Origin of the sequence: Neobacillus sp. PS2-9, assembly GCF_030915525.1 — a bacterium.
Lineage (GTDB): Bacteria > Bacillota > Bacilli > Bacillales > Cytobacillaceae > Neobacillus.
The window spans coordinates 731415-750271 of sequence record NZ_CP133269.1; the positions used below are offsets into that span (position 1 = coordinate 731415).

Consider the following 18857-nt stretch of genomic DNA (forward strand, 5'->3'; position numbering starts at 1 on the left):
TCCACAAATAAAAGTGGATGACTCACAAGTAAAACCGTTCCATCCGCAAGAAAGAGATGCATTATCCACAAAAAGGGGATGAAAATCTATGAAAAATTACAATATCCACAAGACAATAGTTTTTATTAACAAACTTATTTGGTTCGCAGTCGTTTAATCGCCTTGACCACCAAAATAATATACCCAATCAATAGTCCGTACCCAATTACAATGATGAGACCTGGCACATAGCCTGGGGTATTCCCTGAATCGGTTGACATTCCTGCCATAAAGAGTGGAAAAATCGGCAGCATGAGGACGCCCGGTCCTGAACTAACCAATAGTAAAGCGCCTGGTGCAAGTGCAATCCAAGGCCAAATTGGCTTTTTCTTTTTCTCTGACCCACCACTGATAAGTTCTGCCGGTTTCTCACCTACTCTCACGATAGGACTCGCCGTTTTCCTCCATTGCTTATAGGTTTTGATTGCAACAAACGCTTTTTTCATTCCCCATCCAAGCACAATAATGATACATAGCCCAATGACCATAAATAAAATCGAAAAGAAGCTGATTTCATCCGGTTTCCATAATGGAATCGTCATCATCAAGAGCATCCCTGGTAAGGTAGTTAACGCAAATATTCCTCCCCCAATTAAGACAAAATAGGCCCAAATTGGGTTTATGATTTCTGTCTGTCTCATTACATATTCCCCTTAAAAATAATAGAAAGCCCACCCTATATTATAAAACGATTGGATGGAAAAAAATAGTATATGTATGTCAAATTGTGGAGGGAGGCATTCTACTATTTTTTTAGTAAGTGAATGATATGGCATTCATGGTTCAAACTAACAAAAAGTACGTTTAACTGAGGAGAGATTCACATGCCTGAAATGCCAGCTTTAGCGTCATCCGAGATCGGAACGTTATGGATGACCTATCAACAAAAGACGATGATTAAACATATGTTAGAGTACTATATAGAAAAAGCAGATGATCCAGAGGCCAAAAAAATTATGTCTAACTTACATGAAGAAATCAGTCCTTATATAGAGCAGATGATTCAACTTTTTAAAAGTGAAGGAATCCCTACTCCGATAGGATTTACTGACCAAGATATCAATAAAGAAGTCCCAAAGCTCTATGATAATGGTTTTGATATCATGTTTGTCCGAATGATTAAAGAAATCAGTATGGCAATGCACACCTTAAATATCACAATGTCCTATCGCGATGATATGATTCAACTCTATAAGAACCTCACAAGTATGACACAAAAGTATTATCATCAATGTACTAAATACTTACTAGAAAAAGGGTTAGTTCCCCGTTCGCCGTATGTTTCAACCACTAAGGAAGTGGAGTTTGTCAAAGATACCAACTATCTAGGTGGATTTAACCTGTTTAGTGGGAAACGCTCTCTCAACACGGTGGAGCTGGCAAACATTTATCATGCCATCGAATCCAATGTGACGGGGATGCAAATGATTTACGGATTTGCCCAATGTGCGAAAAAAAAGGATGTTCGTAAATTTTTCACAAAGGGTGGAGAGATGGCAGCAGCCATCATTAAAGAGATGAGTGAGGTCCTATTAGAAAATAATATTCCCGTTCCAGCTACTGCTGGTGGGAATATCACTACTTCAACCCTTGCTCCTTTCTCAGATAAAATCATGATGTACTGCGTCAGCCTGTTCTGCAGCTTTTCTTTAGGCGGTAACTCTGTAGGAACGGCATTTAGCTTACGAAATGACCTGCCGGCGAAGCTGTCAATCTTCATGAAGGATATTTTTGAATATGCGCATGAAGGCGCAAAAATCATGATTAAACATGGCTGGATGGAGGAACCGCCGCAAACGGTAAAACCGAAATAAATAGTTATTGTCTGAATGAACGGAGAAGTGTGAATGCACTTCTCTTTTTTTGTGAAAAAAATTAAATATTTTTGTTAAAAATGCAACTTTTTGGTAAGTTAAAACGTGGATTAGGTGAAAGGGGGATGGTTCGTGCAGCTTGAAGATGTATTTAAAGAGAATCTAAATGATTTGTATCGATATCTCTATTCCCTTTCTAAAGACCACTTTGTAGCAGAAGACCTCGTTCAAGAAGCTTTTTATAGAGCCTATGTGTCTCTAGAAGATTATGAAATTAGAAATATTAGAGCTTGGCTATTTAAGGTGGCCTATCATGCATTTATTGATTTTCAGAGGAAGAATAAACGGGTCATTATAGATTATGAAATGGCTAAACAAGTTGATGTTAATCAGGCCACACCAGAGAAGGAAATACTAGAAAAGGAATCATTAAATCTATTGTTAAGGGATATTAATAGCCTGCAAGAGAATGAAAAGCACACCATACTCCTATGTGATCTTCATGATCTTCCATACCAGGAAGCTGCAGATATTCTTGATTTAAAGTTAAACACGTTAAAAAGCCACTTATTTAGAGGTAGAAAAAAGTTGATAGACAAAGTGAAAGGAAGGGAACGGACAGATGAGTGATAAGATAAATCCAAACGATGATGAACTCTATCAAAATTTCATTAAAAATACGAAACAGGAATATAAGACGAGTCATATTCTTACTGAAGAAGCCCAACGAACCATTGTTAACGTGGGGAAGAATCATGCACGATTAACGAATATTTTCATAAGTCTTGCCGTCCTGTTACTGATCATCCCAGTTATGACACTCATCACCTATTTTTATTACGCAATCGGGGGAAGGGCTGACAAGCTTATTGAGGTTGCTTCAAATACGATCTACGTAACGGAGCCTAATATCAATCTGGAAAAAATAAAAATTGAGGACGACATTGGGTTATTTTCCATGCATCTCCTGTTTGATGTGAATAAACGGATAGGAAAAGAGGATTATAAAGCTGGAGACTATGATATTTACTTCACTTTAGATCAACCTAATTTTCCTAAAAAGACGACCCTTTTAGAACGGCCGCTACCTGAAATTCCAAGTGTTGAAACAGAAAGATTGCTTCATCCAGACGCTAACATTCCGTTTGATACGGGGGGAGAATGGAGTATATTAAAGGGGCTTCCAGATGGCACGGTTGCCGAAGTGTATGTGTCGTTATCCACATTGCATAAGCCTGATGAGATTAAGCAAATCTTGCCAAAGGAAACAGAGGTGCGCTGGTTAGCTGTGGATACCGGGCTTGAAGCAAAACAGGTAGATAAAGAAGGCGTACCAATCACTGCAATCGGCTATCCTGCTCAAATTGATTCAACCATTTGGTCGCCTTTCAACGGCAGAGAACAAACAAATGAAGAAGTGTTCATGGATATTCTTACACAACTTTCAAAAAATGAAGAAGTGGCAACAAAAGTAGCTAGGGCCAAATCGCTTGAGTTAAAGGAACGAATGGCTTATCTAAAGAAAAATGGTATTCAAGTATATGGGGCTGTTGTGACCGGACCAACGTCTGAACTTAGAAAATTAGAGCAGATGAAAGAGGTACGGGCTGTAAAGGTAGGGGAGGTAAAGCTATGGAACTGGAAATAAAGAAGAAGTCCACACTCAGCAAATTGATTGGGCTGGCTGGCATTCTTTCGTTCGTATGGGGGCTATTTTCACTTGCGATTCTTAATGCAGCCTTATTATTAAAAACAGAAACCTTTCCTGATTTTTTTTTAATAAAGAATCCAATGTTTGGCATTATTCTTGGTGTAATCGGACTATTTACGAGAAGGCGACCAAGGCTATATGCGTGGTGGGGATTGGGGATCAACGTATTTATTCTCCTTTTTACCTTTCTCATGTTTATGCTTGCCTGGACGATCAATGCGAAACCATAATTCACTATAGGATCAAAAAAGAAGTAAGCTCCGCTACGGCTGGGAGCTTACTTCTTTTGCGATGTCATCACCAAAATTATTCAAGATGAAGGTTTCTTCTTCTGCTTTGCTTAAGATTCCGTGGGCTTGCCCAACGGTACCGCCTTGATATTGCCAGAAATAGTTGTGGTCGTCATCGACTGCGGAAAAATTCCCCGCCTTCCATTTTTCAAGAATGGCCAGCAATTGGTCTTTTCGGTCGAAGTCACTGTTGCTCACAATCTCGTACACGCGATTAATGGTATCCTGCATCATAGGGATGGCTCCCCATTTTTCGTTAGCCTTCACTTTTTGATGCGTCATTTTGTGCATCACTTCAATGACCTTATATTCGGAGCTGGTATTATCAATGCCGATATCGTACTGAACACCGCCAATTTTATCTGTTTGTTTGCTTTCCTCATCTTCAGGAGAAGTAGAACTATCCACAGCTTCCGTCTCTACTTTCTCTAGTTTGTTTCCTGACACGGCCTCGCTGTTGATCAATTTATAGGCTCCATAAAATCCACCCAGTAAAACAGCCAAAACAATGGCCGCAAAAATCAAAATTTTCTTCACAACCATCCCCCTTTTTATGCCTGTTTTTCACTCAATTTCCTTTTATTTTTCATGGTTCTTATAAAAAAAGCTTGTAGAAGGGTCTACAAGCTTTGGAGATTATTTGTTTAAAAGTTTCTGAATTACAAGGTTGGTTAGGTTTGGAACGACTTGGAGTGAGTAGGTCATTTCCATCCGCTCCAGCTTTTTATGTGCATCTAAGCCGTATGGACCGATGTTGATGACTGGTACATTGATGTCGCGGATGTCTTGGTAGTCAACAAAGAGCTTCGTGCCCCAGCCAGGGTTGTTGTTGGTTTCCGCCTTTATGCCTGATTCATCATCACTCAGCGCGACAAAGCTCATATCCGAGATATACGGGAAGAAATTCCGCGTCACAATCGGATGTGGATAGTGTGGCTGCATTTCTTCCACCGCTTCATCCAACGCCTGGATCAAGCTCATTTCATCCTCTGTTTTTCCTGTCAATTCAATTCTTGGTGAATATAAGGACGAGTAAAATAGAATGATCGCCGGGCTCTTATCCTTCATCCAATTCCACGCTTCCTCCACCACTCTCGCAGCAAACATGCGCGTATCTAATTCCGGATTATTGACTAGCTTTTCCTTAAATTCATTCATATGTGCGGTGAATGTTTCACCATTCTCAGCCACCAATAATTGCTCCATTTCCTCGTACGTCATGACTTTCGATTTCCAAGGGTGCTGGACATAGGGTTCGCCACTCAATGTACTGTATTGTTTATATCTTTCTTCAAAAGAAGTCAGGGCATTGGTAAAAGCGATATCTGCCTGTTCTCTTAATTTTTCAAGGACATCCTTTGGAGACCAAGAGTGAATAAAGAAATTGTAGTAAACATAAGCAGACAGAGCCGTTTGAACCGTATAGGACGGCTTCAAATCCGTTTGTTTTAACGAAACAGGCGGCACGGTCGTCTCGCCAAACGCTTCGTTGCATAGCTCTGGATTGTAATTGATTTGTCGAGTTAGCTCGGCTGCGATAAAGTTCGGATCGAGTCCTTCAAAGGCAGAGCCTACATGTGTTTCTGCTCCTGTAATGAAAAAGGATGGCAGCAATTTTCCTACTGTGCCTTTATAGATATAGCGATTGTCATCGCCTTCATAGCGCGGCGCCACGAAATCGGCATTAATGGCAGCGGAATAGGCAAAACCATGTTCCTGTTTCCAGCGTTTTAAAGTTTTTAAGGCAGAAAGAACACCGTGTGAGCTGTCTTCCTCGTCACACTCTGCTAAAAGAACCAGGTTTCCGTCTAATTCTTCTGGGTGTTCCGAGTAATATTTTAAGAGATAGAGATGACTAGCGACTCCGCTTTTCATATCAAGGACGCCACGGCCAAACATCCAATCTCCCGACTGTAAATGTTTTTGTGCAGAAGCGGGCAGATTCTCTTTTTTCAGGGATTCCATTAGCTCCTCGGGATAGCAGGCCTGGTCTTTCAAGTGAGTAAAATCATCAATTCCGACTGTATCCGTATGACCCATTAGGATGACGGTTCGATTGCTCGTACCCTTTGTTCCTTTGACAAACGCCAGCACATTATAACGCTCTTGATTGTCATTGTGGGTCTGTTCTAAAACAAGCTGGCCTGGATTTTCTGAAAAATAGGGCCATGAGGAAATCATTGCATATAAAGCCTGGGCAATGGCTTTTTCGCCATAAGTATTTACAACACTTTCAATGTTTACGAGCTGTTTCGTGAATGCCAGTACATCTTCTCGACATTGCAACATATGCCTAACCTTCTTTTCTAGTAATTTGGAAATTTCCTATTTTAGAAAAATGTATCTCAAGAAAGAAAACCCGTCAAGGGTTTTCATTTGGATGTAAATTCCATTAAAAATATTATTGCATTTGTTAGAATACTTTTATATACTAAAAAAAGTTTCGTCAAACTAAATATGAAAATCCTCATCTTTAAGCATTAGATGGGGTAGAGGTCGCGATTTATATCAGTATCCTATGGGAGATTCAGTGAAATCTATGAAAATAGGAAAAAGGATCAATCGCCGAAGCTTCTGAAATCACTTTTTTCAGAAAGCTGGGTCTGCACTCGAATAGGGGCAGAACTGTCACAGTTCCTTGGAATTGTGGAGAACTATCTTCACCAATGCTGATCGATGAGGGTGTGTAGAACACCGTCATATGCCATTGTGACGGTGTTTTTTTATTAACTAGGGAGGTATATTTATGAAAAAAATTGCAATTTTATTAGCTGCAGCGATGATGTTACTTCTATCTGCTTGCGGCACGGAGAAGGCTGATGGGGAAAAGGCAGCGAAAGCAAGCAGTGGTAAGCATGAATTAGTGAAAAAAGGTGCCTTAACGTTCTCTATGACTGGACAATATCCGCCATTAAACTTTAAGAAAGACGGAAAATTAACTGGATTTGACGTTGAAATCGGAACAGAAATTGCGAAAAGAATTGGACTCGAAGCCAATCCTGTAACAAACCCATGGGAAACGATTATTCAAGGGTTAAAGGCAAAGAAATACGATGCGATTATCGGTAGTATGACGGCAACACCTGAGCGTGATAAGCAGGTTGACTTCACGAATCCATACTATCTATCTGGTGCACAGATTTTTGTAGCGGAAGGCAACACAGATATTCAGTCAAAGGAAGACCTAAAGGGTAAGACAATCGGAGTTATTCAAGCGAGCACATGGAAGGACATGGCCGAAGATCTATCTGACCAAGTGAAAGGCTATCCAACAGACGTCAACGCTCTTCAAGACTTGGCACTTGGTCGTTTGGATGCTGTTATCACTGACAAAATTGTTGGGGTAAGTGCAAAAAATGAAAAAGGTCTAAAAATTAAAGCAATCGGCGGATTGTTGAACGAAGACCGTGTGAGTGTAGCGGTTGCTGAAGGAAACAAAGAACTCGCTGACAAAATTAACGAAGCAATCCAATCAATGATTGACGATGGTACGTACGAAAAAATCAGTATGAAATGGTTCAACACCAACGTAATGGAAAAGTAAGAAATTGTGTCGAAGGGGGACTGTCCCCCTTCAAAAAAAGGAGGTAAGCCTCGTGGTTTTTTTAGATAATATTATTAGTATTTTTAGTGAGCATGGAATTGCTTTTTTGAAAGCTTCTTGGATGACGATCTCAATTACAGCGATCTCTCTATTATTTGCGATGGTGATCGGCATTATTTTTGCCGCCTTTAAGATCTCGACTAGTAAACTATTAAATCGCATTGCTGACATCTATATTGGGATTATTCGCGGAACCCCGCTGATTGTTCAAATCATGTTCTTATATTATGGACTTGCCAACATCGTGAACTTGGATAGCTTCACGGCAGGGGCATTGGCATTGGGTGTTCACACGGGCGCGTATATCGCAGAAATTTTCAGAGGAGCGGTTCAATCGATTGACCGCGGTCAGATGGAAGCGGCCAGGTCGCTTGGAATGAACTATTCACTTGCGATGAGAAGAATTATTTTCCCACAGGCTTTCAAAAGATCAATTCCGGCCCTTGCCAATCAGTTTATTATTGGCTTAAAGGATTCTTCACTAGTTGCCTATATTGCGGTAACAGACCTTTACAACACGGCCCTTAGTGTACAAGGGGAAAACTATATGCCGTTTGAAACGTATTTTGTCGTAGGAATCTATTACTTAATTATCGTTCTAATTTTCACATGGGTAGCTAACCTGATTGAAAAGAAACTCGATGTGAGTAAACCGAAGGAGGTACGTGTCGCATGATTCAAGTTCGTAATCTATCAAAATCCTTTGGTAAGCTTGACGTGTTAAAGAATATTGACTTGGAGATTCATGAACAAGAAGTCGTCGTCCTGATTGGTGCCAGCGGTTCTGGTAAAAGTACGTTGCTTCGCTGTTTGAACTTTTTAGAGGTGGCAGAGCAGGGAGAGGTTACGATTGATTCTGAGAAAATTGATCTCACCAAAACGAACTTGAATAAAGTGAGAGAAAAGGTAGGAATGGTGTTTCAGCACTTCAATCTTTTCCCGCATAAAACGGTGTTAGAAAATATTATCGAAGCCCCCATTTTTGTTAGAAAAGAAACGAAAGAAGCTGCAAGCACAAAAGCGATGAACCTTTTGAAAAAAGTAGGCCTTGCTGATAAAGCAAACTACTATCCGGAGCAGCTGTCTGGTGGGCAAAAGCAGCGGGTGGCGATTGCAAGAGCGTTGGCGATGGAACCGAAAGTTATGCTGTTTGATGAGCCAACGTCGGCATTGGATCCTGAGCTAGTAGGGGAAGTGCTTCAGGTTATGAAGGATTTGGCCCGAGAAGGGATGACGATGGTGATCGTGACCCATGAAATGGGCTTTGCAAGAGAAGTGGCTGACCGTGTGATCATGTTGGCGGACGGCAATATAATAGAAGAAGGACATCCAAATGAGATCTTCGTGAACCCTCAGCATGAGCGGACACAGCGGTTTTTGAATCAAATCTTATAGAATCCCTTTTAAAAATGACGTGTGAATTGCCACACGTCATTTTTCCATTTATTAAAGTAAAAGGGTGCATTTCTTCAAGAAGGAGAAATGTACTTTAGTATTGAAGTAATGTTGTAGGTTGGTTCAACAAGATAAAAGAGGGAGTTGAAAAATGAAATTTAATAAAGAAGTAGTTAAAAACTTAAATCATGGATATGAAGATATAATAGAGTTATCCAGGAGTTGTAAATTTTCTGACTGTACTCATATAAACGAGATTGACTGTGAAGTTAAAAAGGCAATTTCTGAAGGTACTCTTCCAGAAGAAAGATTTAATAACTATTATAGTGATAAAAACGAAGCAGAATATGTTTCTAAACAAAAGAATAAAACTAAGGCTATCGATTACATGAAACAAAGGAAACTTTTTAAGAGGTAAATAAATAGGAAGCTAATCTTAAAAAGACTAGCTTCCTATTTTTTCATTGGGTTCTGTTAAAATGGCCTGTTGATTTCCGCTCCAGGCACTTCGCTTTCCGTGGGTGTTTCGGCGAGCCTCCTCGGCGAAAGGCGCCTGCGGGGTCTCCCCTGAACCATACTCCCACAGGAGTCTTCGTGCCTTCCGCTCCAATCAACAGGGTGTAAAAATCAACACCGTTCTTTAACACAGCATTTTATTACAATCTATTTTTCTCAGCCGAATCAACCGTATGTTTCAAGAGCATGGAAATGGTTACAGGGCCTACTCCACCTGGGACAGGTGTGATGGCACTTGCCATCTCTAAGCAAGATTCATAATCGATATCTCCAATATTACCTTTGTTATATCCAGCGTCGAGGACAACAGCCCCCTCTTTTAGCCAGGAACCTTGAATAAATTTAGGCTTTCCTACTGCTGCCACAACGATATCTGCTTGTTTTAACAGGTTGGATAAGTTGGTTGTTTTAGAATGGCACGTGGTCACCGTCGCATTTTCATTAAGCAGTAACGCCGAAACAGGCTTACCTAAGATCGGGCTTCTTCCCACAACGACCGCATGTTTTCCTTCGACAGGAATCTTGTAATAATGGATGATTTCCATAATGGCTGCTGGTGTACAGGATGGATACATTCCAAACCCTAATGCCGTCTGCCCGTAACCTGCACTTGTCACCCCATCTACATCTTTTCGGATATCAATAGACTCGAAAGCCAGGCGCTCATCGATGTGCGATGGAACAGGATGCTGCAAAAGAATCCCATGTACAGAGTCGTCTTCGTTTAAATCTTTAATGGCTGCTAACAATTCTTCCGTCGTTGTTTCTTCAGGCAAATGGACCCTAATCGAATGAATCCCTAATTTTTCACACTCATTCCCTTTCATTCTTACGTACGTTTCTGAGGAAGGATCATTTCCTACTAAAATCGTTGCAAGGCATGGTATGATCCCATCGTTTTTTAACGTTTCAATTCGTCCTTTTAATTTTTCTTTGATTTCTTTAGCTACAACAGTTCCATCCAAAATGATTTTTTCCATATTATCGCCTCCGAAAGAAAATAAAAAAGAGATAAGGAAATACATCCTTATCTCTGCCCAGACGACCCGACCATATAAGTACACAGCTTCCTTGTGGTTGTTTCCACAGATGTCGTCAGTTACTGTGACTGCTTTTGTTATATGAAAAAGATATCATATTAAGGATAAATGTCAACCGAAATTATAAGCTAGAAAACATCATTCCGTTCTGTATCAGAGTAGACGGAGATCAGTACTATCGCTTTTTCCTCACCCACATTTTTAACAAAGTGGGGGACGCTTGCATTCCAGCTAAAGGTATCCCCTTCTTCCAAGATGAATGAATCTTCGCCCTGTTCGGCAAGGATTTTTCCTTCTAAGACTAAATGGGACTCCTCCCCTTCATGGGCATTGGCTTCCCCCATGGATGCACCCGGAGGAAACTCCACCAACCTCATGTGTAAGCCACCTTGTGAAGTTAAATGCTCAATTTTTAAGTTGTTATAGGTTGAATACGTTCGTTCCGTCTTTTTAACCACACGCATATGCTGCTTTTTTTCTAATAATAAATAGGGTAAAGGCACTCCTAGAAAAGTCGCTATTGTCTGCAGTGTGTTAATGGAAGGAGAGGTATTATTGTTCTCTACATTACTGATAAAGCCTTTCGATAGTCCCGTTCCTTCACACATTTGGGCAATCGTAATTTTCTTCCTGTTTCGTATCGCGCGAATCTTAGATCCAATATCCACGTAAGCCACCTCGAATGTTTCCTAATAAAAAACTTAATTCTATCTTAGCAAAAAAGTGATTGACAATCCATAGTGTTTGGAGTTATCTTATAGATAATAATTATTCCTACTTGGAAACTTATTTTCGTCTAATAGTTTTCTAATATGAATATATTATCTTTATTTAAATTTACAAACCCCTTTATATAAAACTTTAAGGAGAGGATCATATGCTTCCATCATTATTTATCGCACACGGAGCTCCGTTACTTGCGATTGAAAACAATGAGTATACACAGTTTTTAAATCAATTAGGACGTACTCTACCAAGACCAAAGGCAATTGTTTTATTTTCCGCCCACTGGGAATCGAATATGCAACAGGTGAGCAGTGCCCCTGAATACCGCACGATTTATGATTTTGGCGGATTTCCTGAAGCCTTGTACAAAATAGAATATCCAGCTAAGGGAAATCATGACATCACCAAAGAAATTACTGAACTATTCACTAGCCAAGGCGTTTCATATGAAGTTGATGCAACGCGCGGATTGGATCACGGTGCATGGGTTGTATTGAGGATGTTGTATCCAAATGCGGATATACCTGTGATTTCGATGTCGGTTAATCCCGACCTTTCACCTGCAGAACAGTATCAGATTGGGAAGTCTTTGGCAGGGTTAAGAGAAAAGGATGTATTAATTATTGCCAGTGGAGGAACGGTGCATAATCTCCGAGCATTAAATTGGGATAAGGATCGCACCGGCGGAATTGATGACTGGGCACTCGCGTTTGATGAGTGGTTAGCCCGTCATTTAAAAAATTGGGATGTAGACTCACTTTTCAATTATCAGACATTAGCACCGAATGCCAACATTGCCGTGCCGCCATATGGCACAGAGCACTTTATACCTATTTTTTATGCAATGGGTGCAGCGGATAATGGGGAAAAAGCAGAATTACTGCACCGCAGCTACCGATATGGAAGCTTAAGCCATAGTGTATGGCAGTTTAATTAATTTTACAAAATACAGGAGGAGTTTTTTATGAATAATAAATTTGAAGTCAGTACATTCATTTTACGTGTGGTTTTAGGGATTAGTTTTTTTATCCACGGGCTTACTAAGTTCCAGGGCGGAATAGAAAATATTGTTGGTTGGTTTGACAGTATCGGTTTACCTGGTGGATTGGCCTATGTAGTGGCAGTGATTGAGTTGGTTGGTGGATTAGCCTTAGTAATTGGTTTAGGTTCAAGAGTCGTATCTATTCTTTTATCTCTCGTCATGATTGGTGCCATGATTAAAGTGAAATTAGCTGTCGGATTTTTAGGAAATGGCCAAATGGCAGGCTATGAACTAGATTTAGCTTTCCTTGCGATGGCTGTAGTGATTGCCGTCAATGACAGTAAATTGTTTGCGCTTGACCAAGTGATTTTTAATAAGCATTCAAATAATAGTGGAAATAATAAAGCGGCATAAATAAAAAACCTGCTAGAAAAGTACTTATTCTAGCAGGTTTTTTTATTGATTAACTTAAATTGTAATGCATTATTTTAATACTTTAACTTGATTATTGACGTCGCTAATAGCAGCTGCTACATCTTTCAATTCGTTGGTCTGCATTTCAATACTTGAATCTAACTCTTCCGTTTGTCTCAGAACATTTTCAACCTCTAATGCAATTTCTTGACCGTATCTTGCTTGTTCATTTATGGCTGTAGTCATTTGTTTAACGGTTTCTTTAATGGTTATGATATTTCGAACAATTTCTTCTGAAGTTATAGCTTGTTCACTCGTCGCATTCGTCACCGAGCTTGATTGCTTTGTGACCTTTTCCACTGCCTCTACGATTGCTCGGCTACCTTTCGCTTGTTCTGCAGTAGCAATAGATATTTGTACCACCTGATCCTTTGTATTTATGATTCCCTTTACAATTTCTTCAGCTGTGTTCACTTGTTCTTTTGTTGAATTAGTCATTTGAATGGTTTGCATTGTAACATTCTCAACAGCTTGGGTAATTAATTCACTATCTTTCTTTTGCTCTTCCGTTACTTTAGCAATTTGATTCATTTCCGCAGTTACTTGTGTTATACCCTCTGTGATTTTCTTGATGGCTCGATTTGTTTTATCCGCTAGCTCATTGCCGAGGGTTACTTTGTGTGCCCCTACCTTTATTGAGGTCAAGGCAGAAGCAGTCTCTGCCTGAATTCCATTTATTAAAAGTGCAATCTCTTTTGTTGCTCGAGCGGATCGTTCTGCTAATTTTTGCACTTCTGCAGCAACCACTGAAAATCCTTTACCGTGTTCACCAGCTCGTGCAGCTTCAATTTCGGCATTCAGAGCTAATAGATTGGTTTGGTCAGCAATTTCATCAATCACTTCAATAATGCTTCCTATTTCTTCCGAACTTTTTCCTAGCTTTTCCATTACATCACTTGCTTGGTGGATCACTAACGAAATTTCTTTCAGTCCATTCAATGTTTCGTTCAAAGATTTTGTCCCCTCAAGTGCATCAGACTTAACTGAATGGCTAAGTTTGTTTACTGTTTGGGCACTTGCAGCAACTTGTTTAATTGAATCAATCATTTCCTCAACCGTTTCAGAAGTTTGCTCCGCGGTAGTTGTCAATCCAATTGCATTTTCGTTAACTCCTCTAATTGACCTGCTCATTTCTTCGATAGCTTCAGAAATATGTTCTACGTTCGCATTTACATTCTCGGTATTTCCAGCTACTTGCTCAATAGAAACCATCATTTCTTGTATTGCAGAAGAAGTTTCTTCGGCCGAAGAAGAGAGTGTATTTGCGCTTCGAGCTACCAAATTTATTGAAGCACTCATTTGTTCTATTGCTGCAGAAATTTCATCTACACCAGAAGCGGTTGCAGTGGTGTTTCCAGCAACCTGTTTAATAGACTCAACCAGTTCGCTTACAGAGTTATTTGCTTTGTTCATTGAAGCGTCTAATTCTTGAGCACTAATAGCCGTCTTATCAATTGACTTTTTAATTTCAGTAACGGAGGTAGTTGTAACGTCCACATTCTTCACGAGTCCTTTAACGGTTTGCGAAATGAGTTTTGTCGTAAGCAGGGCAATTAATGAGCTAAATAGTGAAGCAATAACTGAAAGAACAAGGATCTCATAATTGAATCTATTAGAGTCTTTATATGAGTTATCAATAGTGACATTGGCATTTTCTTGAGCTGACTGATAGAGTTTTTTAAGTAAAATATTGTTTTTTTCACTAATAAGACTTAATTCATTCACTTGTTTATGTACACTCTCATAATTGTTTTGCCTTGATTCCTTATAGAATGTAGGCAGGTTTCCGATAAACTGTTCAAAATTTTTATTGAAATCGGCAATTAATTTTTCATTTTGATTAGTATAATTAAGTTTCTTCATTTTTTCTAAATTCTTTTTTGTATTTGCTATATCCTCATTAATAAGATTTTCTATCTTTTCTTTTTCTACAGCTTCATGCACAAATGCATGCTTATTGATATTTTGTATAAGGCCGTTAAATTCTTCTCTTACGTTCGCTACTATAACAATCTTGGGTACATCTGTTTTTCCTAGTGTAATGGTTTGGTCCCTAAGATGGTTAACATTGTTATAGGAAACATCTGTTATAACAATGAAAAATAAGATAATAATGATATAACTTCCCATTTGTTTCACATTTATTGACACATTTCGAAACATACTAGTGCCCTCCCTTTTAGTTGTTAATTTATTCATTTTAATATAGAAATTTCCAGTTAAAGAAATAGTTACTATATCAATATATTAGCTAAGAGGGATAGATTGTTATGAGAAATGTCACACTTTATCCAAGTCTATAATCACTTTTATTTAAAATGACATAGATAACAAAGAAAAAAATAACCTACTAAACATGAAGATTTTAGTAGGTTAATTTGCCTGTGTTCTTTCCTATTGAAATGTTTCTTTTTCAACCACTTGTGGAACTGGCTTTTGCTTCTGGGTCATAAAGAAGAAGACGCCGACAAGGACGAGTAGTCCCCCTGCAATCTGCCATGGGACAAGACGTTCATGTAATAAAATATAAGCTAAAAAAGTAGAGCCAACGGGTTCACCTAAAATACTCATAGAAATCGTGGTAGCATTGACGTATTTTAACAGCCAGTTATTTATGACGTGACTTACGGTAGGTACGGTAGCAAGTAAAAGGAAGATTCCCCATTCCTTAGCTGGATAACCGCCAAAGTCCACACCTGTTGAAAAATTATAAATCATTAAAACCATAGCAGCTGAGAAAAACACACAAAAGCTATAAAGCCAGTGGGAAATTTTTTTCACGATAGTTTGGCCTATTAAGAGGTAGCCTACAACGGAGATAACACTTAAAAAGGAAAGGACATCACCCATAATGGCATCCTCGCTCAACCCGAAATCTCCCCAGCCAATCATCATGGCGCCTATAATCGCAATTCCCATTGTCATTAAGGCTGATATGGTCGTTCGCTCTCTAAAAAGGAAAAAGCCCCCTACTAACGATACAATTGGTTGCAAAGCTAGAATGATGGTCGAACTTGCTACTGTCGTTAGCTTTAATGATCCAAACCAAAGGACAAAATGTAAGGCTAAAAATGAGCCTGAAAAAAATAAGAAGAACCAATCCTTCTTTTTAATTTTATTAAATTCATGCCGATGTTTCCAAACGATTGGGAGCATTAAAATACTTGCAAATAACATCCTATACATACTCAAAACTGAGGCTGGTGCGTCTGACCATTTTACAAAGATAGCTGAAAACGAGATGGCTATAATCGAAATAGTAAGCGGCAGGGCAATGGATCTTGAAGTTTCCTGTTTCATGTTCTCCCCCTAATACGATGCCTGCTATCAGGTCTTTTACTCTATATTTATGCTTTAGCATACTAAACTATTTAATATTATACTAGCGTTTTACCATGGACTCAACTAGGGGATATTCCCAGCGGCATATCCTCTCTAGTTCCTATAATAAAAGGATTCTAGCTTGGGCTAGAATCCTTAATCTTATATTTGGTTTGCAATTATAGTTACTAATGCACTGAGTAGGATTGTACCGAGCATGAAAGATACATATATAAGTCCTTTTTTCCTCTTCTTTCTTACAATCACTTCTTCGGGTGTAAGCCAATCACTCTTAGACATCAACTTTTTCTCCTTTTATAGTTTGATGGTAGCTGGCTGACCTAGACTAAAAGTCTGAGGTCCCTATAGCTTTGCGTCATCACTTTTCAGTGATTTTGCCCCAAATTTTTTCACTGTTTCTATTATAATCATAAATAAGTTAATTACCATAAAAATTCTATTTTTTTTTTGACTGATTAGATATTAAGTAAACTATAAAATTTTCCCAATTATCAATAATTATTTATATTTCGACAAAATATATGTTTATTAAAGAAAAGTCAGTATAATTGAACTAGTTGATAGGTGGGTGAGAAATTTGTTGAACGTTTCTTCTAAATTAGTAAGGAGTATAGATCGAAAAATATGGATTATATTGTTGGTTAATTATAACTTTCCTCCTTTTCTCTATCTAGTTTTTATATCATTGAAGCCTGGTGAAATGGGAGAGTATGATGTTATTTCACTAGTGGCACTTATGTTAATAAATCTGTTGATTTCCGTACTTATTGGGATTCTTATTAAGAAGAATAAAAAGAAGCAACTGGAACCAATAAAAACAAAAGATCTCTTGGAAAGTATTTTTAATAATCTTGATATTGCTATTTGGTCAATTAATAAGGAGAAAAATATGCTTCTCTCTAAAGGGGTAGAAAATATTTACGGTCAGACCCGCGAAGAAGGATTAAATAATACTGATTTTTGGAGAAATTCTATTCATTCCGAGGATTTTTCTGTTGTCAAAAAAATTGATGAAAAATGGAATGATGTTGAGAAGTATGAATTTGAGTATCGTATTACTCAGCCAAACGGTGAGGTTCGCTGGATACGTGATCGAGGGTTACCTGTTATCAATGAGGATGGAAGTCTAGAAAGATATGATGGTTCCAACATTGATATTACTAGACAAAAAGAATTAGAATTCCATCTGAAGGAGTCTGAAGAGAGATATAAAATCTTGGTTGAAAATGCACTTGTGGGAGTTTTTTTAATTCAGAATTTCAAAATGGTCTTTGTAAACCAATGGTTTACAAACATTCTTGGAATAAGTAAAGAGGAATTACTTGGTACCAATTTTATTAACTATATTAGGGATGACAATAAACGTTTATTTAAGCAATTTCGAAAGCTAAAAGACGGAAAAGTGTCCTTTGTTATAGATAAGATCCAGATTAAGGCACATGACGGAACAACAAGATATCTTGAAATCCAAGCCAACTTAACCACTATTAACGGGGAATCAGCAATTATCGGTATTGTTTTAAATGTCACTGATAGAAAGAAAGCGCAAGCAGAATTACATTATAGAGAAAATCATGATATTTTAACTGGTCTCCCTAATATGAATTATTTAAATACCTTTATTAAAGAGGAGTTTCAAAGGTTTAAAAAAGAAGGAATACCCATTAGCATGATGTTTTTTAATCTTGATCGCTTTAAATTAATTAATGACACCTTTGGACATCGTGTTGGTGATCAATTGCTTAAAATAATTTCAAATAGATTAGTAGATTCTATTCAAGATGTTGGTGCTGTTATTCGTGCTGGTGGGGATGAATTCATTCTTTATTTGCCCTATACAATTAAGAGTCAGGCAACCGATTTAGCAAATTATTTATTGAAGTACTTTTCTGAACCATTAATATTGGAGGACCAGGAAATTCGGATAACTGCAAGCATTGGGCTTGCCTTTTTAGAAAATCAGGATTCCTTGGAGGACATAATTCAAAAGGCTAGTTCCGCATTGCATGTTGCAAAAGAATATGGAAGAAACCAATATCAAATTTATACTTCTGAATTTAGCAAAAAGTCAAGTAGAAGGTTACAGCTAGAACAGAGATTACGTAAAGCTATTGAAAAGAATGAATTAGAGGTCTTTTATCAGCCTAAAATCAATCTATACACCAACAAAGTAACTGGTTTAGAAGCCCTTGCCAGGTGGAACGATCCTCTCCTTGGTGCTGTATCTCCTGCTGAATTTATTCCTCTAGCTGAAGAAACGGGAATAATTATTCCTATAGGAAAGTGGGTATTAGAAACAGTTTGTAAACAAAACAGTGAATGGCAAAAGAAAGGGTTACCTCCAGTTCATGTGTGTGTGAATATTTCTAGTAGGCAATTTTTACAAGATGATTTTGTGAAAATGGTCGAGCAAGTATTAAATGAGAGTGATCTTTCTCCAGCCTATCTAAATATAGAAATTACTGAAGGGGTCGCATTATACAATGTGGAGGATGCGATTGAAAAACTAATGCAACTAAAGCAGCTAGGGGTTAGTATTTCCTTGGATGACTTTGGCACTGGGTATTCATCTTTAAGCTACCTTAAATCACTACCCATAGATTACCTGAAGATTGATCGTTCATTTATTAATGGTATCTTCAATAATAAACAAGATGCAGCAATTATTCATTCAATTATTTCCTTATCTCATACACTTGGATTAAGGGTTGTTGCGGAAGGTGTAGAGGAAAAAAATCAAATAGAAATATTGGAACAACTTAACTGTGATGAAATCCAGGGATACTACTATGCAAAACCGATGTCCAAGATCAATATAGAAGAGTTTATGAGTGCCTAGTTGAGCGGTGTAATAAAGTAATTAATATGTTGTTAACTTGAGGGGGGATGAATCATCATCCTCCTTTTGTGTGCTGTTCTGTTAT

At 38.3% G+C, this 18857-nt stretch carries 19 protein-coding genes and 2 riboswitches; of the genes, 11 read left to right on the top strand and 8 right to left on the bottom strand.

The window, feature by feature from the left end; genetic code table 11:
* Window positions 1–134 precede the first annotated feature (134 nt).
* Window positions 135–680 (bottom strand): hypothetical protein, encoded by a 546-nt coding sequence (locus RCG25_RS03715; RefSeq protein WP_308082340.1) that lies wholly within the window; start codon window positions 678–680, stop codon window positions 135–137.
* A gap of 183 nt (window positions 681–863) precedes the next feature.
* On the opposite strand from RCG25_RS03715, the gene RCG25_RS03720 reads away from it, so the two are divergent.
* From RCG25_RS03720 to RCG25_RS03735, 4 genes are all read left to right on the top strand, one after another.
* Window positions 864–1853 carry a DUF3231 family protein gene (locus tag RCG25_RS03720; RefSeq protein WP_308082341.1) on the top strand — a complete coding sequence of 330 codons (990 nt, stop codon included), beginning with the start codon at window positions 864–866 and terminating at the stop codon, window positions 1851–1853.
* Window positions 1854–1985: 132 nt separating this feature from the next.
* Window positions 1986–2483, top strand: coding sequence for a sigma-70 family RNA polymerase sigma factor (locus RCG25_RS03725; RefSeq protein ID WP_374121032.1), 498 nt, complete (start codon window positions 1986–1988; stop codon window positions 2481–2483).
* Entirely contained in the window at window positions 2476–3501 is a 1026-nt protein-coding gene (locus RCG25_RS03730; RefSeq protein ID WP_308082342.1) for an anti-sigma factor, read from the top strand. Before RCG25_RS03725 ends, RCG25_RS03730 begins: the two co-directional genes overlap by 8 nt.
* On the top strand, window positions 3486–3794 hold the full coding sequence (locus RCG25_RS03735) for a hypothetical protein (protein WP_308082343.1): 309 nt from the start codon (window positions 3486–3488) through the stop codon (window positions 3792–3794). Before RCG25_RS03730 ends, RCG25_RS03735 begins: the two co-directional genes overlap by 16 nt.
* A 33-nt stretch (window positions 3795–3827) precedes the next feature.
* On the opposite strand, the gene RCG25_RS03740 is transcribed toward RCG25_RS03735, so the two are convergent.
* Together RCG25_RS03740 and RCG25_RS03745 are read right to left on the bottom strand one after the other, a co-directional pair.
* Complete coding sequence (locus RCG25_RS03740; RefSeq protein WP_308082344.1) at window positions 3828–4391, bottom strand: DUF6241 domain-containing protein; 564 nt, start codon at window positions 4389–4391, stop codon at window positions 3828–3830.
* Between the two features lie 99 nt (window positions 4392–4490).
* The gene (locus RCG25_RS03745; protein WP_308082345.1) at window positions 4491–6143 is read right to left on the bottom strand and encodes a M20/M25/M40 family metallo-hydrolase; all 1653 of its coding nucleotides are present in this window, start codon (window positions 6141–6143) and stop codon (window positions 4491–4493) included.
* Between the two features lie 193 nt (window positions 6144–6336).
* Window positions 6337–6519, top strand: a riboswitch (Lysine riboswitch).
* An 81-nt stretch (window positions 6520–6600) separates the two neighbouring features.
* On the opposite strand from RCG25_RS03745, the gene RCG25_RS03750 reads away from it, so the two are divergent.
* From RCG25_RS03750 to RCG25_RS03765, 4 genes are all read left to right on the top strand, one after another.
* Entirely contained in the window at window positions 6601–7398 is a 798-nt protein-coding gene (locus RCG25_RS03750) for an ABC transporter substrate-binding protein (RefSeq protein WP_308082346.1), read from the top strand.
* 52 nt (window positions 7399–7450) lie between these two features.
* Window positions 7451–8134, top strand: a complete 684-nt coding sequence (locus tag RCG25_RS03755) for an amino acid ABC transporter permease (RefSeq protein WP_308082347.1) — start codon at window positions 7451–7453, stop codon at window positions 8132–8134.
* Window positions 8131–8853: an amino acid ABC transporter ATP-binding protein gene (locus RCG25_RS03760; RefSeq protein WP_308082348.1), complete on the top strand. Its 723-nt coding sequence runs from the start codon at window positions 8131–8133 to the stop codon at window positions 8851–8853. Before RCG25_RS03755 ends, RCG25_RS03760 begins: the two co-directional genes overlap by 4 nt.
* 151 nt (window positions 8854–9004) lie before the next feature.
* Window positions 9005–9271 (top strand): hypothetical protein, encoded by a 267-nt coding sequence (locus RCG25_RS03765; RefSeq protein WP_308082349.1) that lies wholly within the window; start codon window positions 9005–9007, stop codon window positions 9269–9271.
* A gap of 238 nt (window positions 9272–9509) precedes the next feature.
* Here the strand turns inward: RCG25_RS03765 and RCG25_RS03770 are convergent, their stop codons facing one another.
* Together RCG25_RS03770 and RCG25_RS03775 are read right to left on the bottom strand one after the other, a co-directional pair.
* On the bottom strand, window positions 9510–10349 hold the full coding sequence (locus RCG25_RS03770) for a bifunctional 5,10-methylenetetrahydrofolate dehydrogenase/5,10-methenyltetrahydrofolate cyclohydrolase (RefSeq protein WP_308082350.1): 840 nt from the start codon (window positions 10347–10349) through the stop codon (window positions 9510–9512).
* 188 nt (window positions 10350–10537) lie between these two features.
* Entirely contained in the window at window positions 10538–11077 is a 540-nt protein-coding gene (locus tag RCG25_RS03775; protein WP_308082351.1) for a helix-turn-helix domain-containing protein, read from the bottom strand.
* A gap of 209 nt (window positions 11078–11286) precedes the next feature.
* On the opposite strand from RCG25_RS03775, the gene RCG25_RS03780 reads away from it, so the two are divergent.
* Window positions 11287–12072, top strand: a complete 786-nt coding sequence (locus tag RCG25_RS03780) for a dioxygenase family protein (protein WP_308082352.1) — start codon at window positions 11287–11289, stop codon at window positions 12070–12072.
* 27 nt (window positions 12073–12099) lie between these two features.
* The gene (locus RCG25_RS03785) at window positions 12100–12531 is read left to right on the top strand and encodes a DoxX family protein (RefSeq protein ID WP_308082353.1); all 432 of its coding nucleotides are present in this window, start codon (window positions 12100–12102) and stop codon (window positions 12529–12531) included.
* A 69-nt stretch (window positions 12532–12600) separates the two neighbouring features.
* On the opposite strand, the gene RCG25_RS03790 is transcribed toward RCG25_RS03785, so the two are convergent.
* The 3 genes from RCG25_RS03790 to RCG25_RS03800 all read right to left on the bottom strand — a co-directional run bounded on the left by RCG25_RS03790 (window position 12601) and on the right by RCG25_RS03800 (window position 16212).
* Window positions 12601–14754 (bottom strand): methyl-accepting chemotaxis protein, encoded by a 2154-nt coding sequence (locus RCG25_RS03790; protein ID WP_308082354.1) that lies wholly within the window; start codon window positions 14752–14754, stop codon window positions 12601–12603.
* A gap of 231 nt (window positions 14755–14985) precedes the next feature.
* Window positions 14986–15891 (bottom strand): DMT family transporter, encoded by a 906-nt coding sequence (locus RCG25_RS03795; protein ID WP_308082355.1) that lies wholly within the window; start codon window positions 15889–15891, stop codon window positions 14986–14988.
* 183 nt (window positions 15892–16074) lie between these two features.
* On the bottom strand, window positions 16075–16212 hold the full coding sequence (locus RCG25_RS03800) for a hypothetical protein (RefSeq protein ID WP_308082356.1): 138 nt from the start codon (window positions 16210–16212) through the stop codon (window positions 16075–16077).
* Window positions 16213–16236: 24 nt separating this feature from the next.
* Window positions 16237–16322, bottom strand: a riboswitch (cyclic di-GMP riboswitch).
* Window positions 16323–16510: 188 nt separating this feature from the next.
* Between RCG25_RS03800 and RCG25_RS03805 the strand changes: the two genes are divergently transcribed.
* Window positions 16511–18772: a sensor domain-containing protein gene (locus RCG25_RS03805; RefSeq protein ID WP_308082357.1), complete on the top strand. Its 2262-nt coding sequence runs from the start codon at window positions 16511–16513 to the stop codon at window positions 18770–18772.
* Window positions 18773–18857: the final 85 nt, after the last annotated feature.